23 protein-coding genes and 1 tRNA gene are annotated in these 20911 nt (G+C 55.3%); 8 read left to right on the top strand and 16 right to left on the bottom strand.

The annotated features are described in order from the left end of the window. The first annotated feature begins 2 nt into the window (after positions 1–2). The 6 genes from lspA (at position 3) to ACSSVV_RS18200 (ending at position 4724) form a co-directional block, all read left to right on the top strand. The gene (gene lspA / locus ACSSVV_RS18175; protein WP_023011862.1) at positions 3–518 is read left to right on the top strand and encodes a signal peptidase II; all 516 of its coding nucleotides are present in this window, start codon (positions 3–5) and stop codon (positions 516–518) included. Between the two features lie 97 nt (positions 519–615). Continuing rightward, a complete protein-coding gene (locus ACSSVV_RS18180) occupies positions 616–1524 on the top strand; it encodes a cation diffusion facilitator family transporter (protein WP_023011863.1) in 909 nt (302 codons plus the stop codon). Between the two features lie 33 nt (positions 1525–1557). Further along, positions 1558–2559 (top strand): arsenic resistance protein, encoded by a 1002-nt coding sequence (locus ACSSVV_RS18185; protein ID WP_206769037.1) that lies wholly within the window; start codon positions 1558–1560, stop codon positions 2557–2559. Between the two features lie 44 nt (positions 2560–2603). Then, positions 2604–3242 carry a DsbA family protein gene (locus tag ACSSVV_RS18190; protein ID WP_011786689.1) on the top strand — a complete coding sequence of 213 codons (639 nt, stop codon included), beginning with the start codon at positions 2604–2606 and terminating at the stop codon, positions 3240–3242. Between the two features lie 19 nt (positions 3243–3261). After that, entirely contained in the window at positions 3262–4104 is an 843-nt protein-coding gene (locus tag ACSSVV_RS18195) for a cytochrome c oxidase assembly protein (protein ID WP_144779533.1), read from the top strand. Beyond that, the gene (locus ACSSVV_RS18200; RefSeq protein WP_023010649.1) at positions 4101–4724 is read left to right on the top strand and encodes an SCO family protein; all 624 of its coding nucleotides are present in this window, start codon (positions 4101–4103) and stop codon (positions 4722–4724) included. Before ACSSVV_RS18195 ends, ACSSVV_RS18200 begins: the two co-directional genes overlap by 4 nt. Before the next feature lie 319 nt (positions 4725–5043). On the opposite strand, the gene umuC is transcribed toward ACSSVV_RS18200, so the two are convergent. Both umuC and umuD read right to left on the bottom strand, forming a co-directional pair. Then, on the bottom strand, positions 5044–6345 hold the full coding sequence (gene umuC, locus ACSSVV_RS18205) for a translesion error-prone DNA polymerase V subunit UmuC (protein ID WP_454106698.1): 1302 nt from the start codon (positions 6343–6345) through the stop codon (positions 5044–5046). A 2-nt stretch (positions 6346–6347) separates the two neighbouring features. After that, complete coding sequence (gene umuD / locus ACSSVV_RS18210; protein ID WP_454106699.1) at positions 6348–6785, bottom strand: translesion error-prone DNA polymerase V autoproteolytic subunit; 438 nt, start codon at positions 6783–6785, stop codon at positions 6348–6350. A gap of 128 nt (positions 6786–6913) precedes the next feature. On the opposite strand from umuD, the gene ACSSVV_RS18215 reads away from it, so the two are divergent. Then, positions 6914–7072, top strand: a complete 159-nt coding sequence (locus ACSSVV_RS18215) for a hypothetical protein (protein ID WP_454106700.1) — start codon at positions 6914–6916, stop codon at positions 7070–7072. A 159-nt stretch (positions 7073–7231) separates the two neighbouring features. Here ACSSVV_RS18215 and ACSSVV_RS18220 read toward each other — a convergent pair whose 3' ends face one another. Genes ACSSVV_RS18220 through ACSSVV_RS18230 form a run of 3 tightly spaced genes read right to left on the bottom strand, consistent with a single transcriptional unit; the run spans position 7232 to position 9633 of the window. Then, a complete protein-coding gene (locus tag ACSSVV_RS18220) occupies positions 7232–8185 on the bottom strand; it encodes a TraI domain-containing protein (protein ID WP_454106701.1) in 954 nt (317 codons plus the stop codon). Then, positions 8172–9395, bottom strand: a complete 1224-nt coding sequence (locus ACSSVV_RS18225; RefSeq protein ID WP_454106702.1) for an Arm DNA-binding domain-containing protein — start codon at positions 9393–9395, stop codon at positions 8172–8174. Before ACSSVV_RS18225 ends, ACSSVV_RS18220 begins: the two co-directional genes overlap by 14 nt. Then, on the bottom strand, positions 9388–9633 hold the full coding sequence (locus tag ACSSVV_RS18230) for a hypothetical protein (protein ID WP_094625544.1): 246 nt from the start codon (positions 9631–9633) through the stop codon (positions 9388–9390). Before ACSSVV_RS18230 ends, ACSSVV_RS18225 begins: the two co-directional genes overlap by 8 nt. 153 nt (positions 9634–9786) lie before the next feature. On the opposite strand from ACSSVV_RS18230, the gene ACSSVV_RS18235 reads away from it, so the two are divergent. Further along, positions 9787–9993 (top strand): helix-turn-helix domain-containing protein, encoded by a 207-nt coding sequence (locus tag ACSSVV_RS18235; RefSeq protein ID WP_144822322.1) that lies wholly within the window; start codon positions 9787–9789, stop codon positions 9991–9993. A gap of 246 nt (positions 9994–10239) precedes the next feature. On the opposite strand, the gene ACSSVV_RS18240 is transcribed toward ACSSVV_RS18235, so the two are convergent. The 11 genes from ACSSVV_RS18240 to ACSSVV_RS18290 all read right to left on the bottom strand — a co-directional run bounded on the left by ACSSVV_RS18240 (position 10240) and on the right by ACSSVV_RS18290 (position 20903). Next, positions 10240–10316: transfer RNA gene (locus ACSSVV_RS18240), tRNA-Met, on the bottom strand. A 69-nt stretch (positions 10317–10385) separates the two neighbouring features. Continuing rightward, positions 10386–11069: a ribonuclease HII gene (gene rnhB, locus ACSSVV_RS18245; protein ID WP_454106703.1), complete on the bottom strand. Its 684-nt coding sequence runs from the start codon at positions 11067–11069 to the stop codon at positions 10386–10388. After that, positions 11069–12247, bottom strand: a complete 1179-nt coding sequence (gene lpxB / locus ACSSVV_RS18250) for a lipid-A-disaccharide synthase (RefSeq protein ID WP_014421991.1) — start codon at positions 12245–12247, stop codon at positions 11069–11071. The genes rnhB and lpxB overlap by 1 nt, the downstream gene beginning before the upstream one ends. 18 nt (positions 12248–12265) lie before the next feature. Further along, positions 12266–13057, bottom strand: coding sequence for an acyl-ACP--UDP-N-acetylglucosamine O-acyltransferase (gene lpxA / locus ACSSVV_RS18255; protein ID WP_121208628.1), 792 nt, complete (start codon positions 13055–13057; stop codon positions 12266–12268). After that, on the bottom strand, positions 13057–13494 hold the full coding sequence (fabZ, locus tag ACSSVV_RS18260; RefSeq protein WP_011785996.1) for a 3-hydroxyacyl-ACP dehydratase FabZ: 438 nt from the start codon (positions 13492–13494) through the stop codon (positions 13057–13059). Before fabZ ends, lpxA begins: the two co-directional genes overlap by 1 nt. 11 nt (positions 13495–13505) lie before the next feature. After that, positions 13506–14531 (bottom strand): UDP-3-O-(3-hydroxymyristoyl)glucosamine N-acyltransferase, encoded by a 1026-nt coding sequence (gene lpxD / locus ACSSVV_RS18265; protein ID WP_454106704.1) that lies wholly within the window; start codon positions 14529–14531, stop codon positions 13506–13508. Between the two features lie 41 nt (positions 14532–14572). Continuing rightward, positions 14573–15070: an OmpH family outer membrane protein gene (locus tag ACSSVV_RS18270; RefSeq protein ID WP_199451985.1), complete on the bottom strand. Its 498-nt coding sequence runs from the start codon at positions 15068–15070 to the stop codon at positions 14573–14575. A 43-nt stretch (positions 15071–15113) separates the two neighbouring features. Beyond that, entirely contained in the window at positions 15114–17432 is a 2319-nt protein-coding gene (gene bamA, locus ACSSVV_RS18275; protein WP_454106705.1) for an outer membrane protein assembly factor BamA, read from the bottom strand. A gap of 45 nt (positions 17433–17477) precedes the next feature. Continuing rightward, entirely contained in the window at positions 17478–18827 is a 1350-nt protein-coding gene (gene rseP / locus ACSSVV_RS18280; RefSeq protein WP_153741588.1) for an RIP metalloprotease RseP, read from the bottom strand. Positions 18828–18876: 49 nt separating this feature from the next. After that, positions 18877–20061: a 1-deoxy-D-xylulose-5-phosphate reductoisomerase gene (gene ispC, locus ACSSVV_RS18285; RefSeq protein WP_199451982.1), complete on the bottom strand. Its 1185-nt coding sequence runs from the start codon at positions 20059–20061 to the stop codon at positions 18877–18879. Next, on the bottom strand, positions 20058–20903 hold the full coding sequence (locus tag ACSSVV_RS18290) for a phosphatidate cytidylyltransferase (RefSeq protein WP_454106717.1): 846 nt from the start codon (positions 20901–20903) through the stop codon (positions 20058–20060). Before ACSSVV_RS18290 ends, ispC begins: the two co-directional genes overlap by 4 nt. Positions 20904–20911 lie beyond the last annotated feature (8 nt).

Below are 20911 nucleotides of genomic sequence, written 5' to 3' on the forward strand. Positions count from 1 at the left end.
CGATGTCTGAAGACCGTTCTCGCTTTTTTACGCTCACTTTTCTCGGCTTTTCGGCACTTATAGCTCTGGCCGACCAACTTATTAAATGGCTCGTCCAGCAATCCATGGCTTACGGACAATCGGTTGAGATCACCCCTTTCTTTAATTGGGTGCACGTATGGAATAAAGGCGCTGCCTTCAGTCTCTTTGCCGATGGCGGTGGCTGGCAGCGATATTTTTTTATTGCGATAGCCATTGTCGTCTCGGCTGTTCTGGTCAAATTGATTCGGGACAGCCATAAGCGAACCGAAGCACTAGCCTATTCGATGGTACTTGGCGGTGCATTTGGAAATGTCATCGACCGAGTTTTTCGAGGCTATGTTGTCGATTACCTGGATTTTCATTGGCAATCCCGGCACTGGCCGGCGTTCAACCTTGCCGACGTGTTCATCGTCCTGGGCGTGGCCATGATTTTGGTCACGAGCTTCACAGCCGAGAAAGGTGCCGGGAATAACATGGAAAATCGCCAGAATGGCTAGTTTTCGCGCGGTCGCAACACTCGCTAAGCCCTCTGAGCCAGGCTTAGCGAGTGTTGCGACTACGTTTAATTGAACAGCAACGACCAAGGAGAAAACAATGGGCCACGAGCATGCTCACATGTCACCGGATACTAAGGATAAGAGAGTTGCAGTAGCTATCTGGGCGAACGGTATCCTAACCTTGGCTCAGATCGCTGGAGGGATCTTCGCTGGCAGCTTGGCGCTGATAGCCGACGCTATACACAACTTTTCGGATATGGCGTCACTATTTATCGCATTTGCGGCGCGGAAGATTGCACGCCGCCCGGCCGACTCGAAGATGACCTTTGGCTACGGGAGAATTGAGGTTGTTGCGGCACTCATAAATTACACCACTTTGATAATGATCGGGGCATATTTGATCTACGAAGGTGGCATGCGATTCATAGATCCCCCGGAAATCAAGGGGTGGTGGGTAGTTTGGCTTGGCATTATCGCATTGGTAGTGGATGGTTTGACCGCGCTGCTTACTTACTCCATGCAAAAGGACAGCGTCAACATCCGTGCGCTGTTTCTACACAACTTGTCTGATGCGTTTGCGTCAATTGCAGTCGTTGTAGGCGGCGCCCTGATTCTCCTGTACGACATGCGTTGGGTTGATCCCGCGATCACAATTGGTATCGCAAGCTATATTCTCTACCTGGGTCTAACGGAAATCGGCGGAACCATCCGGACACTCATGCTGGGTAGTCCATTGGATATCGACACAGATTCTGTCATCGAGGCTTTATCAAACGTAGAAGGCGTTTTAGACCTTCACCACGTACATTTCTGGCAGATGGGTGAGCATGATGCCTCCCTCGACGCCCATGTGGTGGTCGAAATAAGTGCCTGGAATGAACTTGAAAAAGTCAAGGGTGGGATAAAACGAGCTTTGGAAAACGAGTTCGGCATCACTCATTCAACATTGGAGTTTGAACATCCTGATCACAGTCACAAAGATGCCCATACTTATGGCCATGGCTAGCAGGGCTGCTGAAAAGGGTACCGTGTGGCAGATATGCTGCGAATGGCCGACATTCCACTCGGTTACGAGCACGCCATGCGAGACGTAATTGAACGCCACCAGGTCTGGGCCTACCTCATCGCTGTTGTTTTCGGACTGTCTGTGGATTGGACATCGTCCCTCGGTGACAGTGTGCCGGATTACTTAATCTGGGGGTTGCTCGGAGTTCTGCTCTACGCCACATTTACTCAAACACCGTTGACCCACCTGTCTGATATGTTCCGGGACCGTCGGTTCATGGGTGCCTTGCTCACCGGAAATTTTCTGGTCATGCCGGCGATCACTGCCTTGCTGATATTGGCGCTGCCGGACAATGACGCGCTGAAGTTGGGAGTGCTTCTGGTATTGCTGATGCCCTGTACCGACTGGTTTGTCACCTTCACTCACCTAGGCAAGGGGGACAGCACCCGAGCCATTGCGGCAACACCGGTTCTGCTGATTGCTCAACTGGGTCTTCTTCCACTTTACCTCTGGCTTTTCATGGGTAATCAGTTCGACGTGAATCTTGAGCTTGGGCGGCACCTCCTGCCGGCCTTTGGCGGGCTGATTATTGTCCCGCTTATCCTGGCATTTCTGACTGAAAAATGGGCCGAAAACTCCAGAAAAGCCATCGGGTTCATTCGCTTCATGGGTCTGATGCCGGTCCCTCTGCTGACAGTCGTACTGTTCATCATCTCAATGACACAGGTCAGCCAGATCGACAGTACCGGCTCACTTATCTGGCCCTTGATGATTCTGTTTCCGGCCTATCTTCTAGCTGCGGCTCTGGTTGGAAAGGCTCTGCGCCGGGTCTTTCGATTACCGGTAGAAACCGGTCGCACCGTCATCTTCAGCCTAGGAACACGCAACTCCTTCGTGGTTTTACCTTTGGCACTGTCAATGCCAGAGGCCTGGGCTGTGGCCGTCGTGGTGATTGTCGTCCAGTCTTTGTTGGAACTGTTTGGAATGATGCTTTATCTGCGGTGGGTGCCTAGTCGGCTGCTACCGGACACCTGAATAATCTGAAACCCGTAAACTCATTTAAAATAGGAAGATCTCCCGTGCAAACCCGAACCCTGGTCATCAGTCTCCTTCTTTTTTGTCTGGTTGTCTTTGCTGGTGCTTTTGTTATTTACGATCGCTCCCAGGGCACTAATGAACCCGCCGTTGTTGAAAAAACGCCACTGGTGAGGGATTACTCTCCCGTTATTGGCCCTGAGGACGCGCCGGTAACCATTGTCGAGTTCTTCGACCCATCCTGCGAAGGTTGTCGCGCCATGCATCCCTATGTGAAACAGATTCAGGCTGCCTACCCGGACAACGTGCGTCTGGTACTGCGCTACGTATTGTTTCACAAAGGCTCGGAAGAGGCCGTCAGAATTCTGGAAACCGCCCGTGAACAGGGAATCTATGAACCGGTGCTTGACGCTGTTATGGAAGCACAGCCGAAATGGCACGATGATCCAAAGGTCACCGCAGCATGGGATGCGGCGGCGTCAGCCGGGCTTGACGTAGAAGCCGCCCGGGCCGGTATGAACTCACCCGAGATTGACGGCATTATTCAACAGGATGCTGCGGACGTTAAGGCGGTTGGAATTTCCGGAACCCCAACATTCTACGTTAACGGAGACATCTTGAGCCGCCTGGGGCCTCAGGAACTGTACGACCTGGTGACATCCAAGGTAGAGTCACTGGAATAACAACAAAACCGGCAACGCTATGTCACTGCTTGACTACCTTCTACCCTACGATTTCTCGCCGCTGACCGTGCTGAGCTACATGCTCGTGATGGGGTTCTATGGCGTCGGGCTAATTCGGATGCCGGATCAGGATCGGCCTGGCTCGCTACGGATTTTTGCGTTCACCCTGGGGGTGCTGATCTGTTATGCGGTGATGCAGACGCGCTTCGATTACTACGCGCAATACATGTTCTTCGTCCATCGGGGCCAGCATCTGATTCTTCATCACATCGGGCCTATCCTTATCGCCCTGTCCAACCCTTTACCGGTCATGCGGTTCTGGTTTGAAAAAATCCGCCCGGGCTGGAGGCGCGCGCTACGGCCTCTGGGTTGGGTTTATCAGGTTCTGCAACAGCCCTTTATCGCCCTTTTCCTATTTGTTGGGCTCATTTATTTCTGGCTGTGGCCATCGATCCATTTCGACGCCATGCTCAGCCGGGAGCTGTACTGGGTCATGAACTGGAGCATGTTGCTGGATGGTCTTCTCTTCTGGTGGTTGATCTTTGACCCAAGACCGCCGGCGATCACCTCATCGTTGGGGTATGGCAGACGCATGTTGGTTCTGGCTGCCGCGGGTGTGCTTCAGATGTTTCTTGGGGCGTGGATCGTGTTCTCACGTGACATGGTCTATGACGTTTACGAAGTCTGTGGCAGGGCCTGGCCGCTGGATCCAGAAGTCGACCAGCTTCTGGGCGGCATGCTGACCTATATTCCTCCGGCCATGATGAGCATTCTTGGCATTCTTCTGATGCTCCGGCGAGCCATGCATCAGGACGGAAAATATACCAACCAATCCAAACAACTTGAGGAAACAGCGTCATGAGAACTCGCTTCTGGCGACAGCGCACCAACATCATATCGGCGACCTTAACGCTGATAGCATCCCTATTGCTGACTGGTTGCTTTGGCAATGACGAGGAAGACTGGAACGGTAAAAACATCAGTGGCTTGATGCCTGAGCTGGAATTCGACCTGATCAATAGCCAGGGCAAGTCTGTATCTGGCGATGATTACAGTGGCCGCGTGAGAATGCTGTTTTTCGGGTTCACCTCGTGCCCCGATGTTTGCCCGACCGCCCTGCAAAAACTCAATCAGGTAACCAGTGGCCTGGACCCCGAGCTTCAGGATGAAGTACTCACTTTGTTCGTGAGTGTCGATCCGAAACGTGACACGCCCGAGCGCCTCGCAAAATACGTGGATTTCTTCGGTGACAATATTGTAGGGCTCACTGGAAAAGAACCCCAGCTTCGTGAACTGGCAAAACGATATAGGACAACCTTCGGTTATGACGAACCTGACGCTGATGGAAATTATGCGGTGTCACACAGCAGCGCGATTTATGTATTTGATCGCGAAGGTAACCCTCGCCTTTTAATGCGGCCCGATTTGAGCGGGGAAGAAATTCGGCATGACCTCGCTGCTCTTATTCAGGAGGATGCCTGAGTTAACGAAGCTTGCCATTGGAAAGTAATGCTTAGCTGCTGCGGAATACGGCAGCAGCCCGTGACTCAAGATTTGATTGTCGGATGCTTATGTTCATCTTTTGCCGGGCTTCACATATCCAGTTTTTTTGGCCTTTGGAAAGCTGGGGGCAGGTCAATCGGGGTAAACATCGGCTTAGCCCATTATCGCTAACTCTATACCGGAATTAGTTGGCACCTGAAAGTTGCTCCATCAACCATGATGAATCAAAGGCCAATGACGAGCTTGGAACCTTCGGGGGGGAGAAGGAAGGCCTGACTCGAATGTTCGCTTTTGTTTACTAACGAACCTCAGGCAAATCATTCCAGCACGTCGTATACGCCGGCGACAAATGCTCCCGACGCATCGCATAGGCAGCAGGCCCGGCCTCTCTGGCCATGTAGACCGTAGCCCTGGATCTCCGGTTAATGGTATCCATCACCGCCATCAAGCGTTCCGATCTGCCGTTGTCTGGTGCCTGCTCGGCAGCGGCTTGGAAAAGATCCTCTTGAACCCCCGCTACTTCCACCAACTCTCCCAGCATGACGCCGGCCTTGGCATAATCAAACCCTTCCCGATACATTGGTCGAAGCAGGTTCTGGGCCTGCTGCACAAGAACCCGGGAATCTTGGCTGGGCTGGATGAGCTTCACACTGGCACTGCGTGAATACTGTGGTGCAGTGGCTTTGAACGGGTTGGTTCGGATGAACACCATTAGCTCCCCGGCATACTGCTGGCCTCCCCGTAGTTTTTCGGTGGCGCGGGTCGCAAAGTGCGCAACGGCTTCCTCCAGGTCGCTCAGTTTCTGAAGGGGCCGACCAAACGATCGGGAACACATGATTTGCTTCTTTGGGGCCGGCACATCCTCCCACGGCACACAGGGCACACCATTGAGCTCCCGGGCGGTGCGTTCCAAGACGACAGAGAACTGTTTTCTGAGCGTCGCCAGATGGGTATCCGCTAACTGTAACGCCGTAACAATGCCCATGGCCTGAAGCCTGGCACTGAGTTTTCGCCCGACACCCCAAACCTCCTCAACCGGCACCCGAGCCATCAGTCGCCGTTGCCGGGCGGGGTCTGTGAGGTCTACCACGCCCCCCGTCGCCGGATACTTCTTCGCGGCAAAGTTAGCTAGCTTGGCCAGTGTTCGCGTAGGGGCAATGCCCACACAGACGGGCAAGCCGACGTTCTGATACACGGTATTCCTGACTTCTCGGCCAAAGTCCTCGAAGGACACCACCCGGTCAATGCCGGTGAGGTCCAGAAAGGCTTCGTCAATCGAGTACACGTCCACCCGTGGGGCCAGGGCTTCGAGTGTGGTCATAACCCGTCGACTCATGTCGCCATAGAGGGTGTAGTTGGAGGAGAACACCTGGATGCCGTACCGGTTAATTTCCGTTTTGATGTGATGGACCGGCACGCCCATCTTGATCCCCAGCGCCTTGGCTTCTTTTGAGCGGGCGACCACGCAGCCGTCGTTGTTGGAAAGTACCACAACCGGCGTATTGCGCAGATCCGGACGGAAGAGTTTCTCGCAGGAGGAGTAGAAATTATTGCAGTCCACCAGAGCAAATACGGCCTGACACCGGCCAACCGATGCCATCGCTACCGTCCCCGCTTCATTGACCGGATGACGTTGGTCACCACCCCAAACACTTCCATCACCATGTCACCCTCAACCGTAATGGGCTGGTAGGCGGAATTGCGCGGAAGGAGGCGTACGGGTGGTGGAGTCAGGTGCAATTGCTTCACCGTCATCTCGCTTTCGAGGCTGGCGATGATTGTGTCGCCGTGCCCGGCCCTCAGCGACCGGTCTACCACCAGGACATCGCCGGGATAGATGCCAGCCTCAGTCATGGACTCACCCTGAACCCTAACGAAGAAAGTGGCAGCAGGGTGCTTAATACAGAGCTCGTTCAAATCAATGGTTTTCTCAACGTAGTCTTCCGCCGGCGATGGGAAGCCAGCCGAGACCCGCTCCAGAAACATCGGGATGTTCAGGCGTGAGACGGATTCGTAGTCACCAAGCAGAATGCAGGACATGCTTTACACCGGATACTGGTTGAATATACAGTATTTTGGCGAGACAATATCAGCGGGTCAACCCATCATTGGGCACAATGCCCTATACTCGGAATAGTGCAGCTGCCAGGAAGGCGGGAGGAGTCTGTATGAAAAGCGTAATACTGATGTTTATTGGCGGCTTGGTGGGCGGCCTGATCGGGCCAGTGACAGCGCTGGTGGGTGTGGCAGCCGGTTATGTGATTGGTCGCACCCTGACGCATCCAAGTGCATCCAAGCCTAATGAAAACCAGTCTCCTTGCGTTTAGATTCATCATGCCGGAGCTTTAACCCTCCACATGTTCCTGAATCAGTTTCAACGCTTCCTCCATATGTTCAAACCGGTGGCTGCCGTCCTCACACAGCATCGAATAAAAAGGGGTGTGGCCGCAACGTGCTCACACCCCTCACTGTCGTTTTCATCCGCCTCATCCATGAGCTTCTATCGATGGCCGCCAATACACGTTATTTCCAAGCCGCCCAAAACCGATTGGCTGGTGCTTTCGATAGGCCTTCCGCTGATTATCAGCCATGGCACTCTGGGCATCGGCGTCCCGAACATAACGGGCAAGCGTCATCGCAGGGCTGACACCGTAGCGAGCGCCGGGCGAGGCACAGGTCCAAATGTGCCGGAGTGCAAGAGCCGCATCAGGGTCTACCTTGTCAAGATAAGCCAGGCCGTAGGCGCAGGCCTCCAAAGTCATGTCGGCGTGGTCGCACAACCTTGCGGTTGCTGTCGGCTTACCCCACGTATCATAGGTGTAGGTCTTGCCAATATCGTGCAACAAACCAGCGACGAAACCGAGCTCCTGAAGCTCTCGTGGCATGTCTGGTTCATTGGTCTTCGTCATGACCACTACGTTCTTCGCCACGTCCAAGGAGTGAGCCAGCAGCCCGCCAGGCTCGTTATGATGGTAATTCCTGCTCGCCGGAGCTTTCAGAAAGACTTCCAGCCTGTCACGGCGCTCCAATACTCGCTTAATGAACATCTGTAACGGAGCTGACTGCAAAGACCGAACCGCAGCCACCAGCTGATCCAGTGCCTCCGGTCTCGGACAGAACGTCCGTGGCAAAGTCTGCAATGCAGGCAAGCTGGCAACGTCTGCCTGCAACGGGCGGCGGATATCGGTCAGCAGGATCTCACTTTCCTCCGCACCCACACACACCTGCCCTTTGACCACGACCAGATCCATGTGGCCCAAGTGCTCTGGAATCAATATAGAACCAATTACCGCCAGCACCACGATGTCGCTGGCACAGCTGCTCAAACGAAGTTTCAGATACGGAATGCCTTCATCATCAAAACAGGCAACACGCCCCGTCAGTCGGTAGGTGCCTTTAAAAGTTTCCTGCATCAACGGGCGTAGATCATTCAGTTTCATCACCTACCTCCTTATCGTTTTCGATGACCCGACTCTGAATCAGGCGCTCAAAGGCGCTGCCATCCATGCGAGTCAGGTTCGGGATATAGCGGGAATACACTTTGAACAGCATTTCGGTGGAGGAATGGCCGAGAGTTCTGGCAACCCATTCCGGATTCTCCCCGGAGGCGAGGAGCAACGTCGCCGCCGTGTGCCGCGTCTGGTAGGGACGACGCTTCTTTAACTTGAGATGCTCCAGCAGCGGGTACCAGACACGCTTGGTCACATTGTTATGGTCCAGTGGCTCTCCCAGCCGGTTACAGAACACGAACTTGCTGAGTTTGCCAGTAGCCTCGTACTGGGCCTTCAGCGCATCGTACACCGGGCCAAACATGGGAATTTCCCGCTGAGAGCCATCCGTTTTGGTGTACTCGGTCTGGCCATGGATGAGGGTTTCTCGTACCAGGATTTCCCGTTTTTCGAAATCCACATGCTCCCACTTGAGGCCGTCAACTTCCCCTGTGCGCATGCCGGTGTAGAAACGCACCAGGTAGTAGTTGCGGTAATCTTCCCTGACCGTTTCGAGGATCTTTTCTACCTCGTTCAGGGAGAAGGGCTCGATGTGTACCTTCTGCTGCTTGAGCGGTTTGATGTTCAGGTAGGGATTGGTGAAGTCAAACCGTTCAGCCGCCTCCGTCAGAATCATCCGCAGAATGGTCATGTGGCTGTTGATGGTTTTGGGCGCCATCAACCCACTCGGCCCCCTTCCCTTCCGCCGAGCCATCTTGTTACGTGCAGCCAAAATGTCTGGCTTGGAAATCTCGCCTACCCGTTTATTTTTGAAGGCTGGCTTCAGAGAGCTAGCCAGAATGGATTCCACATTACGAGTGTGGGAGTTCCGCCACTGGATTTTGGATTCGAGGAACCACTGGTCAGCGAAGTCTGCGAACAGAGGAGTATCAGACGCCCTGCCATTTTCTGAGGTATTAGTTGCCCCAGAATTTGCTTGGCTGGCCTGGATCTTCTTGAGATTACGACTATCAGGAAAATACTCCGCATAGTTGAAGTCACCCAAGAGAATCATGGCCTCAACTTTCTGCAAAAGTGCGTTTACACGCTTTCGGTTTTGAGGCGTGTCCATCAAGGCCGTTTGCTCCCGACAACGGTGACCTGCGTACATAAAGTCCAAATACAGCTTTCCGGTTTCTTTCCTTGTCCTGACCTTACCCATGACAAACCACCCCGCTCGCCATGGGAATAGCCAAATGCTCATGCTCCCTGGCACCGTCTAACATTTCCTTTTCGACCTCCTCCCAAAGAAAAAGAATCTTGCGGCGGCCGAACGGCTTGATGTAGTGCTTGCCCTCAAGGAGAACCGTGTCTTTCAGACACTGGCGAATGGTCCGGCAGTCATATTTGATTCGACCAGCCAGCTCTTCAGTGGTCAGATAGGTGTAAGAGTTTTCCATCGAAATATTCCTTCCGCTGCGATATTCTAAATCAACAAAAGACATTCCCTATATCAGAATGTCATCCCGAATGACATTTTAGACAACAAAAGGACATTTGCAAGAGCTTTTTGCCATTCTGGATGACATTTTTTCATTAAGGATAATTTAGAGATGATTCGATGCCACCTGGCCCGCATCATGGGCGAGCACAAAATGAAAATCGTAGATGTGGCGCGAGAGACCGGCCTGAACCGCAACACGGTGACTCTGCTGTATAAAGAGACCGCTCAACGGATCGATCTTGATGCGCTCGACAGACTCTGCAAATTATTCAAATGCGAGGTCAGCGATCTGCTGGAGTTTCAGGAAGACCAGTGAGCAACAATTAAAGGCAACTGGGGTAATGCAGAGAAGAGGTTGCCAAATGAGGGTTGACCAGGCTATACGCAGCGAGGTTACCCAACCTGTGACAGCAAAAGACTTACGGTCAATCTCACCGAACCATCCAAATGGGGCGTCACAAAGATTGGCACAGATATGTCACATATTCGTCACAGGGAAGTTTGGCGGCCCCAAACGCAAAAAAGGCAGATCAGTAACTAACTGATCTGCCTTTCTTTTTTATGGTAGCGGGGGCAGGATTCGAACCTACGACCTTCGGGTTATGAGCCCGACGAGCTACCAGACTGCTCCACCCCGCATCAAACTGTTTGTTAACTGGGTTGCCCCTGTCAACGTGGCGCGTATACTACCGCCGACCCCGCACCCTGTCAATCGATATTTTCAAACAAATCGGCAGGATAGTTCAACTCCTGAACAGGCGCGGACGAACCTCCATAAACCCCGACGGCATCCAGCGCCATCTTTACCGGCCGAAAGGATCGGCGATGCTCCGGGGTCACCCCAAGGCGATTGAGCGCCTCGAGATGCACAGGCGTGGGGTACCCTTTGTGCTGGGCGAGCCCAAAACCCGGAAACCGGACATCCAACGCCTCCATCTCGCGATCTCGCGTCACCTTTGCCAGGATAGAGGCAGCACTGATCGCCTCAACCCGACCATCACCTTTGATCACGGGCTCGGATGGCCACTGCCACTTCGGGCAACGGTTCCCGTCCACAAGGACGTACTCCGGGGCTATCGAGAGCCCTTCAACGGCACGCTTCATGGCCAGCATTGTCGCCTGATAGATATTCAGCTCGTCGATTTCACTGGCCTCGCATCGGCCCAGGCTCCAGGCAGCCGCGTTTTCCAGAATATCATCATATAATCGCAGGCGTTTCTTTTCGGTAAGCTTTTTGGAATCCGCCAGCCCGGGGATAGGCCGCGCTGGATCAAGAATCACAGCGGCCGTTACAACCGCTCCGATGAGCGGGCCGCGCCCCACTTCATCCACACCGGCCAGCAGCGAGCCGCGATAGGAACTTTCAAAAGGAGGAAATGCCTTGGCCGCCATCAGCTTCGGGACTCCAGCAGCTCAGACACCGCTGCCGCCGCACGTTCGTCGGCGCCCTGGCGCAGCGCCTGGTGCAACTCCAGAAACGCCTGATGCAGCCTGTCGCGCTCCTGTTCGTTTTCCAGCCTTTCCAGAACCGCCGCCCCCAACTTCTCCGGCGTTGCGTCGTCCTGTAACAATTCGGGCACCAGTTGCTCCTGGGCCAGCAAATTAGGAAGCGCCACCCAGGGAACCTTGACCAATCTGGACAGTATCTTGTAACTGAAATCGCTGAGCCGGTAACCTACCACCATCGGTTTTTTCAGTAACATCGCCTCCAGTGTCGCGGTACCCGACGCCAGCAGCACCACATCGCTAGCAGCCATCACCTCCCTCGACCGACCACGAACCAGCGTGACCGGCAAGCTCACCTCCAGGGATTCAACCAGCTCACGCACCTGCCGCTCACGATCCCGATTGACGCAGGGAATAACCAGCTGCAGATCCGGGCGACGTGCCTGGAGCCAACGGGACGCTTCGAGAAACAGAGTGCCGAGGCGCTCAACCTCACCACCCCGACTACCCGGCAACACCGCCAGCACAGGTTTATCCACCTCAAGACCGAGGCTCTCACGCGCAGCCAGAGTATCCGGTTCCAGCGCTATCCTGTCAGCCAGGGGGTGCCCCACAAACGACACGGGCACATGATGCTCCTCATAAAACCGGGCCTCAAAGGGGAACAACGTCAGCATAAGGTCCACAGACTTGGCAATCTTGAAGATACGCTTCTGGCGCCAGGCCCAAACCGAAGGACTTACGTAGTGTACCGAGGGGATGCCTGCTTCCCGGCACCGACGTTCGATGGCCAACGTAAAATCCGGTGAATCGATTCCAATCACAACATCCGGAGGGGTAGTAAACAGATAATCCAGCAAGCGCGCACGGATACTGAACAGCTCACGGATCCGGCCAAGCACTTCCACCAGCCCCATCACGGAAAGCCGTTCCATTGGCACCAGCGAATGAAATCCTTCAGCAATCATTTCATCACCGCCGATTCCGACAAAACGAGCCTTCGGGTAACGCTTTCTTAGCGCACGAATCAGTCCGGCACCGAGAATATCTCCCGATGCCTCGCCGGCAATGATGGCGATGGTTCGCCCTGAGAATGTGGCCGAATTGGCCTTTAGCTGTGTCACCAGCGGCCTCCGGCTGGCTTAACGGATGATGCCGCGATCCGCTCCCTTGAGCGAGTCAATCAGCGGGAGAACCTCAGGGACATCGGCAAAGTTGCGCTCAAGCTCTTCGATGGCCTGCTCGGTCGTCAGACCCTGGCGGTAGACCACCTTGTAGGCTCTGCGGAGACTCAGGAGCGTATCCTTGGCAAAACCACGACGCTTCAGCCCTTCCACATTCATTCCATGAGGTTGGGCAGACTGGCCGCTGGCCATGACATAGGCGGGAATATCCTTGAGCACGATACTGCCCCCGGCAGCCATGCTGTGGGGCCCGATATGGCAGAACTGATGCACCATGGTACCGCCGCCCAGAATGGCATGATCTCCTACCGATACATGCCCTGCCAGCGTGGCACAGTTGGCCAGAATGGTATGGTCGCCGACAATACAGTCGTGGGCCACGTGCACATAAGCCATCAGCAAATTACCATTACCGATCCTGGTCTCACCCCGGTCCTGAATGGTGCCACGATGAATAGTGCAATTCTCGCGGATAACATTGTCATCACCAATGACCAGCGTGGTCGGCTCACCAGCGTATTTCTTGTCCTGGCATTCTTCGCCGATGCTGGAGAACTGGAAGATTCGGTTGTTGCGGCCAATCACCGTCGGCCCCTTGATGACCACGTGAGAGAGAATCTCGGTACCTTCACCAATCTCCACCCCCGGACCAATATAGCTCCAGGGGCCAACCGTCACGTTATCCGCCAGTTTGGCTGACGGGTCCACAATCGCTTGAGGATGGACACCCGACCAGTCATTTGTCGCCATCAAACTTCTCTCTCAGCGGTAAGTATTTCTGCCACGCACACTACCTCGCCATCTACGAGGGCACGGCAATCAAACTTCCAGATACCGCGCTTGCCAGAGATAAACTCAGACTCCATATCCAAGCGATCACCCGGCAAAACGGGGCGCTTGAAACGCGCTTTACTGGATCCAGCCAGATATTGTACCACGCCGTCCGACGGTTTCCGTTCCACAGTCACAAAACCAAGAATCCCCGACAGTTGCGCCATGGCTTCAATAATCAGGACACCCGGCATAATCGGATTGTCCGGAAAGTGACCGGTAAAAAAGGGCTCATTGAACGATACATTCTTGTACCCCTTGATCGACTTCCCTTTTTCGACCTCAGTCACCCGATCCACCAGCAAAAAGGGGTAACGGTGCGGCAGGTACTCCAGAATTTCATCGATGTGCATCATCTTGATCGGCCTCAGCCCTCTAATTTCTTTTCCAGTTCTTTGATCCGTCGCGCCAGAGCATCCAGTTGACGAAAACGGACGGCATTTTTCCGCCATTGGCGATTGGTATCCGCACTGGTGCCGGAGGAGTAGACCCCCGATTCACGAATATCACCGGTTACCAGGGTCATGCCGGTGAGGTGAACCTGGTCGGCTATTTCAAGGTGACCAGCCACGCCAGAGGCGCCACCAAACACGCAATGATTGCCAATCCGGGTGCTACCTGCAATTCCGACTTTGGCCGCCATTGCGCTGTGATCACCAATCTGTACGTTGTGGGCAATCTGAATCAGGTTGTCCAGCTTTACGCCGTTGCCTATTGTGGTGTCGTCCAGGGCGCCACGGTCTATGGTGGTATTGGCGCCAACCTCCACGTCATCGCCCAGCACCACGGCACCAAGCTGCGCGATGCGGTGCCAGACGCCTTTTTCGTTGGCAAAGCCGAAGCCGTCGGAACCAACCACCGCACCACTGAGAATGTGACAGCGCTTACCGACTACCACATCATGTGCAAGCGTGACCCGGGGTCGAAGGATACTGTCGTCCCCGATACTCGCTCTCGCACCGACAAAACCACCAGCGCCGACAGCCACCCGCTCCCCAATACAAACCCCGGCCTCAATCACAACGTGCGGGCCTATGGATGCAGATTCAGGAATACTGGCAGACTCATCAACCACGGCAGTTGGATGAATGCCCGGGGAAGCCTTGGGAGCCGGATCAAACCAATGACTGAGGTGAGCATAGCCCAGGTAGGGATTGTCCAGTAACAGGACATTGGTCGGAACTTCATCCGCCGCAGCCGCAGACACAATCACCGCTGACGCCCGGGTATCTTTCAGGTATTTGGCGTAGGAGGGATTTGCCAGAAAACTGATCTGGCCCGGGACGGCTGCCTGCAAGGTGGCAAGCCCGGTAATAAGGATATCGGGGTCTCCCCGGAGGCTCGCTCCCAATGCCTCGGCAATCTCCTGCAGCCGATAGGACTTCTGTGTCATCGTTTTCTCCAAACACAGGGGCCGGGGAGCCCCTTTCTACATCACTGGTTCAGTTTTTCGAGCAGCTGTGTGGTGAGGTTCATCTCCGGCTTGACGTAAACCACCGCTTCGCTGGGCAGAATCAGATCAAGGTCATTTTCCTCCAGAAGCTCCTTCACAGCCGCGTCTACCTCTGGCCGTGCGCCTTCCAGAAACTGCTGCTTGCGCTGGTTAACGGTTGCGTCGAGACGCTGTTTCAGGAAATTGAATTCCTTTACCTTTTCCTGAAACTCGGCGGCCAGCTGATTACGCTCGCTCTCGTTCATCATGGCGCCGTCCTTCTCCAGCCGATCCTTCAACTTGCGAGCGGCTTCCTGAGCTTCACGCACCTGGGCTTCGTCGCCGGCAAAATCCTGCTGCAGCTTTTCGCTGAATGCCTGGGCATCATTGGAGGAAAACAGAGCCTGGCGCAGATCTACCACACCAATACGGGTCTCCGCCGCTACCTGGGCCGATAAGGCCATGAGAGCGACTGCAAGGATAGTCATCAAACGGGTCATCAATCTTCTCCTTTGTTTCATTCTTTCTTTTTTTATAGCCCGGTCAGAACGTCTGCCCCAGTGAGAACTGGAAGACCTGGGTGTCGTCACCGGATTTATCGTTCAGCGGCTTGGCCAGACTGAAAGCCAGCGGGCCTACCGCAGTGATCCACTGGAAACTGACACCAGCCGAAGTCCGCACCTCGCCTAACTCGGGATCAAAACCTCTCTCGGTATCAAACACCTGTCCGGCATCGACAAAGAAAGACGTGCGCATTGAGCGAGAGTCTCCCGCAAAGGGCGTCGGGAAGATCAGCTCCAACCCACCTTCTGTCAGAACGTTACCACCGAACGGATCGGGATCCGAGAAATCGCCTGCCGCACGCTCCGCCTTGTTACCCAGAGAGTTTGCTTCATATCCCCTTACAGAGCCATAGCCCCCGGAATAGAAATGCTCGAAGAACGGCATCTGACTGCGGTCACCGTAGCCGTCTCCATAGCCAATCTCCGATCGCGCTCTGAAGACCCAGTTGGCGGAATCTGTCAGCGGGAAATAGAAATCCGTCCTGTGGGTCGCTTTATAGAAGGTCAGGTCACTGCCTGGCACAGCGACATCCAGTGACAGGGAATGACTGTAGCCGTTGGTTGGCAGTACCCCGCGGTTGAGTGTGCTGCGTCGCCAACTGCCAAAGAGGAAGTAGTTGGTAAACGAATCACCTTCATCAACGATGAAGTCTCTTACTTCCTGGGCAGAGAATACTCCGGGCTTGATCTTCGACTGAGTAACGCCAGCACCGAAATTCAAACGAGTGATGGAGTCTGTCGGGTACCCGAACGTTAACCGGCCCCCGTACTCATCCAGCAGGTAGGAGGAAATATCCTCTTCCTCGTAATCGGTTTCACGGGCAAATAAACTGAAGCCCCGGCTTACCCCATCCACCGTGTAGTATGGATCCAGGTAGGAAACGTTGGCGCTCTTTACCGAATCACTGAAGTTCACACCAAACGAGACACGCTTGCCGGTACCGAAGAAATTATTCTCGGACACAGACGCGCCCAGAATCACGCCCGAGTTTTGCGAGAAACCCACCGATGCGGACAAGCTGCCCGTTGGTTGTTCCTGCACGCTGTAGTTCACATCGACCAGGTCATCGGTGCCGGGTACCGGGACCGTTTCAACATCCACAGTCTGGAAGAAACCCAGGCGCTCAAGACGGGTCTTGGAGAACTCAATGCGGTCGGACGAGGCTACCCCGCCCTCCATCTGGGTCATCTCCTGGCGCAGCACCTCGTCCTTAGTGGACACGTTGCCGTCGAAGTTCACCCGGCGTACATAGGCCCGCTTGCCGGGCTCCACGAAGAAGGTAACCGCAGCTGTATTGTCTTCACCCGGCTCCGGCACCGCGTTGACGTTGGCGAACGCATAGCCTTCGCGACCGAGCCGGAACGAAAGCGCTTCGGAGATCGCCGTCATTTGTGCACGGGAGAATACATCCCCTTCTTTTACCGGAATGAACTTGCGGAGCTCTTCCTCACCGACTATCAGTTCACCCCGCAAGCGAATGTCCGAGATGGTGTATTGGGGGCCTTCATTAACGGAAATGGCAATAAAGACTTCCTGCTTGTCCGGCGAGATGGACACCTGACTGGATTCAACGTTGAAATCCAGATAGCCGCGATCTAGATAAAACGAGCGCAGGGACTCCAGGTCCCCGCTCAGGCGCTCACGGGCGTATTTGTCTTTGTTGGTCAGTGAGTTCCACCAGCTACTGGTGCGCAACTCGAACAGACCAATGAGTTCTTCATCGCTCAAATCTTCGTTTCCAACGATATTGATGTGCTGAATGGCGGCGACAGAACCCTCATTAATATCCAGGCGAATGGCAACACGGTTCCTGGGCAACTCTTCCGCTGTGGCTTTTACCCTTGCGTTGTAGCGACCCTGAGCGATGTAGGAGCGAAGGATCTCCAGTTCCAGTTTCTCCAGGGTAGCACGCCGAAATACCTGACCTTCCTCCAGGCCCGCACCGGCCAGGGCATCCATCAGCATCTCGGTTTCGATATTCTTGTTACCCTCGATCTCAATGGAGGAAATCGACGGGCGTTCACGCACCGACAGAATCAGCACACCCTCATCACGACTGGCCTGAATATCCGTAAACAATCCGGTCCGGAACAGATCCTTGATGGCGTCGGCCAACCGGGTCTCGTCCATACGCTCGCCGATGTTCACCGGAAAAGCCGAAAACACAGAACCCGCTGAAACCCGCTGAAGGCCCTCTACCTCGATATCCGCAACCGTGAATTCATCCGCCAGCGCTGGCTTTATACCGGTTGCGGTAATTGCTAGGCCAACGGCTACAGCTAGAAGGGAACGTCTCATTCAGTTATTTCGCCTGGTTAATGTGCGGTAAGGAGCCCGCAATTCTCACAACCGCATCAGGTCGTTGTAAAGAGCAAACACCATTAAAGTCAGTATCAAAGCCATACCGATTCGTAATCCAAAGGCCTGGGCCTGCTCGGAAAGTGGCTTCCGGCGAATGGCTTCGATGGTGTAGTACACAATGTGCCCACCATCCAGAACCGGAACGGGGAGCAGGTTAAGCACGCCAAGACTGACACTCAGATATGCCAGAAAGCGCACAAAGTCTTCGAACCCCGAGCTGACACTCGCCTCGGCAACCCGGGCAATGGTAATCGGTCCACTGAGATTGGTCGGAGACAGCAGCCCGGTGACCATTTTTTTAATCGCCACCAGGGTCAGGCGTGTGTCGGCCCAGGTTTCATTCACAGCATTCGGTATCGCCGCCAAAGGCCCGTAGCGGACCTCCCGCAACAGTTCGTCAGGCCAGTTCACTGCGCTTACGCCGGCACCTACGAAACCAACGACCTGACCATCCTCAAGCGTTCTCGAAGCAGGTGTTACCGGAACATTCAATTCATCGCCAGAGCGCTCGATGGTCAGTTCCAGAGTCTGTTCCGGGGCGTTCCGAATATGCTCCACCAGAGCGAACCAGTCCGGTACCGGCTCGCCATCAACAGCCAATATGCGGTCACCGCCTTTCAGCCCGGCCGCATTTGCCCGGCCATCGGCAGTCACCTCACCCAGCACCGCGGGGACATCCGGACGCCAGGGGGATATCCCGAATTCCGCCAGCGGGTTCGGAGTATCATCACTCAGACGCCAACCGTCCAATGGACCCGCTACAATGCCCCTGGAACCATCCCGGGAAATCTCCAGCGAAACCTGACCGTGCTCTCCCGCCCTTTCGAGCAGCCGCATGTTCACGTCTCGCCAGGAGGTCACCCTATGGCCGTCAACGGCATGGATTTCCATCCCGCTTTCCAGCCCTGCCCGTTCGGCAACGCTGCCCTGAGCCACCTCGCCAACCACTGGAGCGACGGTGGTAACGCCAACAACACTCAACACCCAGTAAGCGAGAATCGCGAACAGAAAATTGGCAATAGGCCCGGCAGCCGCAATGGCGATGCGCTGGGACGGAGGTTTCGAGGTAAACGCCTGCTCACGCAGCTCTTCCGGTACCGGCCCTTCCCGCTCATCCAGCATTTTCACGTACCCCCCCAGGGGGATGGCCGCTACCGCATATTCGGTTCCGTGACGGTCATACCACGAAAACAGAGGCTTGCCGAACCCCACGGAAAAACGAAGCACCTTCACACCGAATCGGCGTGCCACCCAGAAATGGCCGTATTCGTGCAGCGTTACCAGGATTCCGAGGGTAAGCGCCAGTGCCAGTACGGTTTGAATGATCTGCATAGACGTTCCGGTTTATGGCTGAATGAGCGGCCTGTCAGGCCCAGGGACGTCAGACAGCCAGCAGGCTGATCTGTTCCCTGGCCCGGCGGCGAGCCTCGGCATCTTTCGCGAAAATAGTGTCAAAGCTGTCCGCCGGCACAACGTCTGTGGCCGTCAGGGTTCGCTCTATAATAACGGGGATATCGGCAAAGCACAGCCGGCCTTCCAGAAACGCCGCCACTGCAACCTCGTTCGCGGCATTGAGTACCGCAGGCGCTGTACCGCCTGCAGCAAAGGCTTCGGCCGCAAGGCGCAAACAGGGGAAACGCTGCAAATCCGGGCGTTCAAAGTGAAAACGGCCAATGGCGAATAAATCCAGGGGCGCGACACCAGCCTCAATACGCTCAGGCCAGGCCAGACCATTGGCAATGGGGGTGCGCATATCCGGGCTTCCCAACTGGGCAAGCACCGAGCCGTCGGCATATTCAACCATGGAGTGAATGATGCTTTCGGGGTGGACATGAACCTGCACGTTTGCCGGCGAGGTATTGAACAGCCAGCAGGCTTCAATCAACTCCAGGCCTTTGTTCATCAGGGTTGCAGAGTCCACAGAAATCTTCTGACCCATTGACCAGTTAGGGTGGGCGCAGGCCTGGGCCGGCGTCACCGCCCGTAAGTCCTCAGCCGCATACTCCCGGAAAGGTCCACCGGAGGCGGTCAGAAGGATACGGGTAATACCCGCGCCGCAAGGGTCTCGCACCTTGTCTGCCGGCATACACTGAAAAATGGCATTATGTTCAGAATCAATAGGCAGCAGCTCGGCCCCGTGGCGCTCAACCGCATCCATAAACAGTTTGCCGGACATCACCAACGCTTCTTTGTTGGCGAGAAGAACGCGTTTGCCGGCCCGGACTGCGGCCAGCGTTGGCGCCAGGCCGGCAGCGCCGACAATGGCAGCCATCACGGTGTCCGACTCCGCCGAAGCCGCCACCTCACAGAGCCCCGCTTCTCCCGCCAGCACGCGGGTCTCGGGCATATCCGCCAACAGCGCCTTCAGGCGTTCAGCAGCTTCTGCATCGGCCATCACCGCAACGGCCGGTCGAAATTCACGGCACAGGGTTGCCAATTCATCCGCCCGGGTTCCTGCGGTCAGGGCATACACTGAAAAACGGTCTGGATGCCTGCGAATAACATCCAGGGTACTCAAGCCAATGGAGCCCGTTGCGCCGAGAACCGTAATCGAGCGTTTCGTCATGCCACGACCTGGCCGGCGGTCAACCAGCCCAACAGAGTAATCATCAGGGCAAATACCGGAATGGCCGCGGTGAGGCTGTCGATACGATCCATAATGCCGCCATGCCCGGGCAGCAGCTGACTGCTGTCCTTGATGCCTCGAAAGCGCTTCAGCATGCTTTCAAGTAAATCGCCAAGAACCGAGACAAAACCGGTCACCAGACTTGCCACCACCAGCAGCATGGCTTCCGCGACACCTGCGTTGGCCAGGAGGCTGGCCACAATGGCGAGTAAGGCCACTGCAGCCAATCCTCCCCATACGCCAGCCCAGGATTTGCCGGGACTGACGCGAGGCGCCAGCTTGGCTTTACCAAAGGCGCGGCCGGCAAAATAGGCGCCGATATCCGCCACCCACACCACCAGAAAAATATACAGAATAACCACCAGGTTATTGGCCACGTCGCCAAACTGGAAGCCACCATTGCGAAGGTGATTCAGGCCCACCCACGCCGGCACCAGTACCATGAAGCCCATCAGTGCCCTGACCGGGATAGCGCCCCAGCGCTCGGAGCCGGCCGGGTACCGCCTGACCAGCCAGAAACAGACCAACCACCAGGCAATCGCCAGCCAAAGCACCAACAGTGCTGGTACGTCACGCAAGGCATAGAGAAGTGCCGCCATAACCAGTGCGTACCCGACACGCCCAGGCTGGTTTTCGATACCAGACATATTGGCCCATTCCCAGGCGCCCAACGTGATGATAACGCCGGTAAAAAGAGCGAAGCCCAGGGGCGGAAGGAAGAAAATGCCACCGATCGCAATCGGTGCCAGGATGAGTGCGGTAATGATTCGGGTTTTAAGCACGGTATTGG

This window comes from Marinobacter sp. MBR-105 (assembly GCF_053628895.1).

What these genes read in the sequence shown, in the direction of transcription:
- rseP (WP_153741588.1), bottom strand. Translation starts at nt 18,827, where the DNA reads ATGCAGATCATTCAAACCGTACTGGCACTGGCGCTTACCCTCGGAATC.
- ACSSVV_RS18195 (WP_144779533.1), top strand. Translation starts at nt 3,262, where the DNA reads ATGTCACTGCTTGACTACCTTCTACCCTACGATTTCTCGCCGCTGACC.
- ACSSVV_RS18180 (WP_023011863.1), top strand. Translation starts at nt 616, where the DNA reads ATGGGCCACGAGCATGCTCACATGTCACCGGATACTAAGGATAAGAGA.
- lpxA (WP_121208628.1), bottom strand. Translation starts at nt 13,057, where the DNA reads ATGGCGACAAATGACTGGTCGGGTGTCCATCCTCAAGCGATTGTGGAC.
- ACSSVV_RS18230 (WP_094625544.1), bottom strand. Translation starts at nt 9,633, where the DNA reads ATGGAAAACTCTTACACCTATCTGACCACTGAAGAGCTGGCTGGTCGA.
- ACSSVV_RS18185 (WP_206769037.1), top strand. Translation starts at nt 1,558, where the DNA reads ATGCTGCGAATGGCCGACATTCCACTCGGTTACGAGCACGCCATGCGA.
- umuD (WP_454106699.1), bottom strand. Translation starts at nt 6,785, where the DNA reads ATGTCCTGCATTCTGCTTGGTGACTACGAATCCGTCTCACGCCTGAAC.
- ACSSVV_RS18215 (WP_454106700.1), top strand. Translation starts at nt 6,914, where the DNA reads ATGAAAAGCGTAATACTGATGTTTATTGGCGGCTTGGTGGGCGGCCTG.
- rnhB (WP_454106703.1), bottom strand. Translation starts at nt 11,069, where the DNA reads ATGGCGGCCAAGGCATTTCCTCCTTTTGAAAGTTCCTATCGCGGCTCG.
- bamA (WP_454106705.1), bottom strand. Translation starts at nt 17,432, where the DNA reads ATGAGACGTTCCCTTCTAGCTGTAGCCGTTGGCCTAGCAATTACCGCA.
- ispC (WP_199451982.1), bottom strand. Translation starts at nt 20,061, where the DNA reads ATGACGAAACGCTCGATTACGGTTCTCGGCGCAACGGGCTCCATTGGC.
- ACSSVV_RS18270 (WP_199451985.1), bottom strand. Translation starts at nt 15,070, where the DNA reads ATGACCCGTTTGATGACTATCCTTGCAGTCGCTCTCATGGCCTTATCG.
- ACSSVV_RS18200 (WP_023010649.1), top strand. Translation starts at nt 4,101, where the DNA reads ATGAGAACTCGCTTCTGGCGACAGCGCACCAACATCATATCGGCGACC.
- ACSSVV_RS18225 (WP_454106702.1), bottom strand. Translation starts at nt 9,395, where the DNA reads ATGGGTAAGGTCAGGACAAGGAAAGAAACCGGAAAGCTGTATTTGGAC.
- ACSSVV_RS18235 (WP_144822322.1), top strand. Translation starts at nt 9,787, where the DNA reads ATGATTCGATGCCACCTGGCCCGCATCATGGGCGAGCACAAAATGAAA.
- umuC (WP_454106698.1), bottom strand. Translation starts at nt 6,345, where the DNA reads ATGGCATCGGTTGGCCGGTGTCAGGCCGTATTTGCTCTGGTGGACTGC.
- ACSSVV_RS18220 (WP_454106701.1), bottom strand. Translation starts at nt 8,185, where the DNA reads ATGAAACTGAATGATCTACGCCCGTTGATGCAGGAAACTTTTAAAGGC.
- fabZ (WP_011785996.1), bottom strand. Translation starts at nt 13,494, where the DNA reads ATGATGCACATCGATGAAATTCTGGAGTACCTGCCGCACCGTTACCCC.
- lspA (WP_023011862.1), top strand. Translation starts at nt 3, where the DNA reads ATGTCTGAAGACCGTTCTCGCTTTTTTACGCTCACTTTTCTCGGCTTT.
- lpxD (WP_454106704.1), bottom strand. Translation starts at nt 14,531, where the DNA reads ATGACACAGAAGTCCTATCGGCTGCAGGAGATTGCCGAGGCATTGGGA.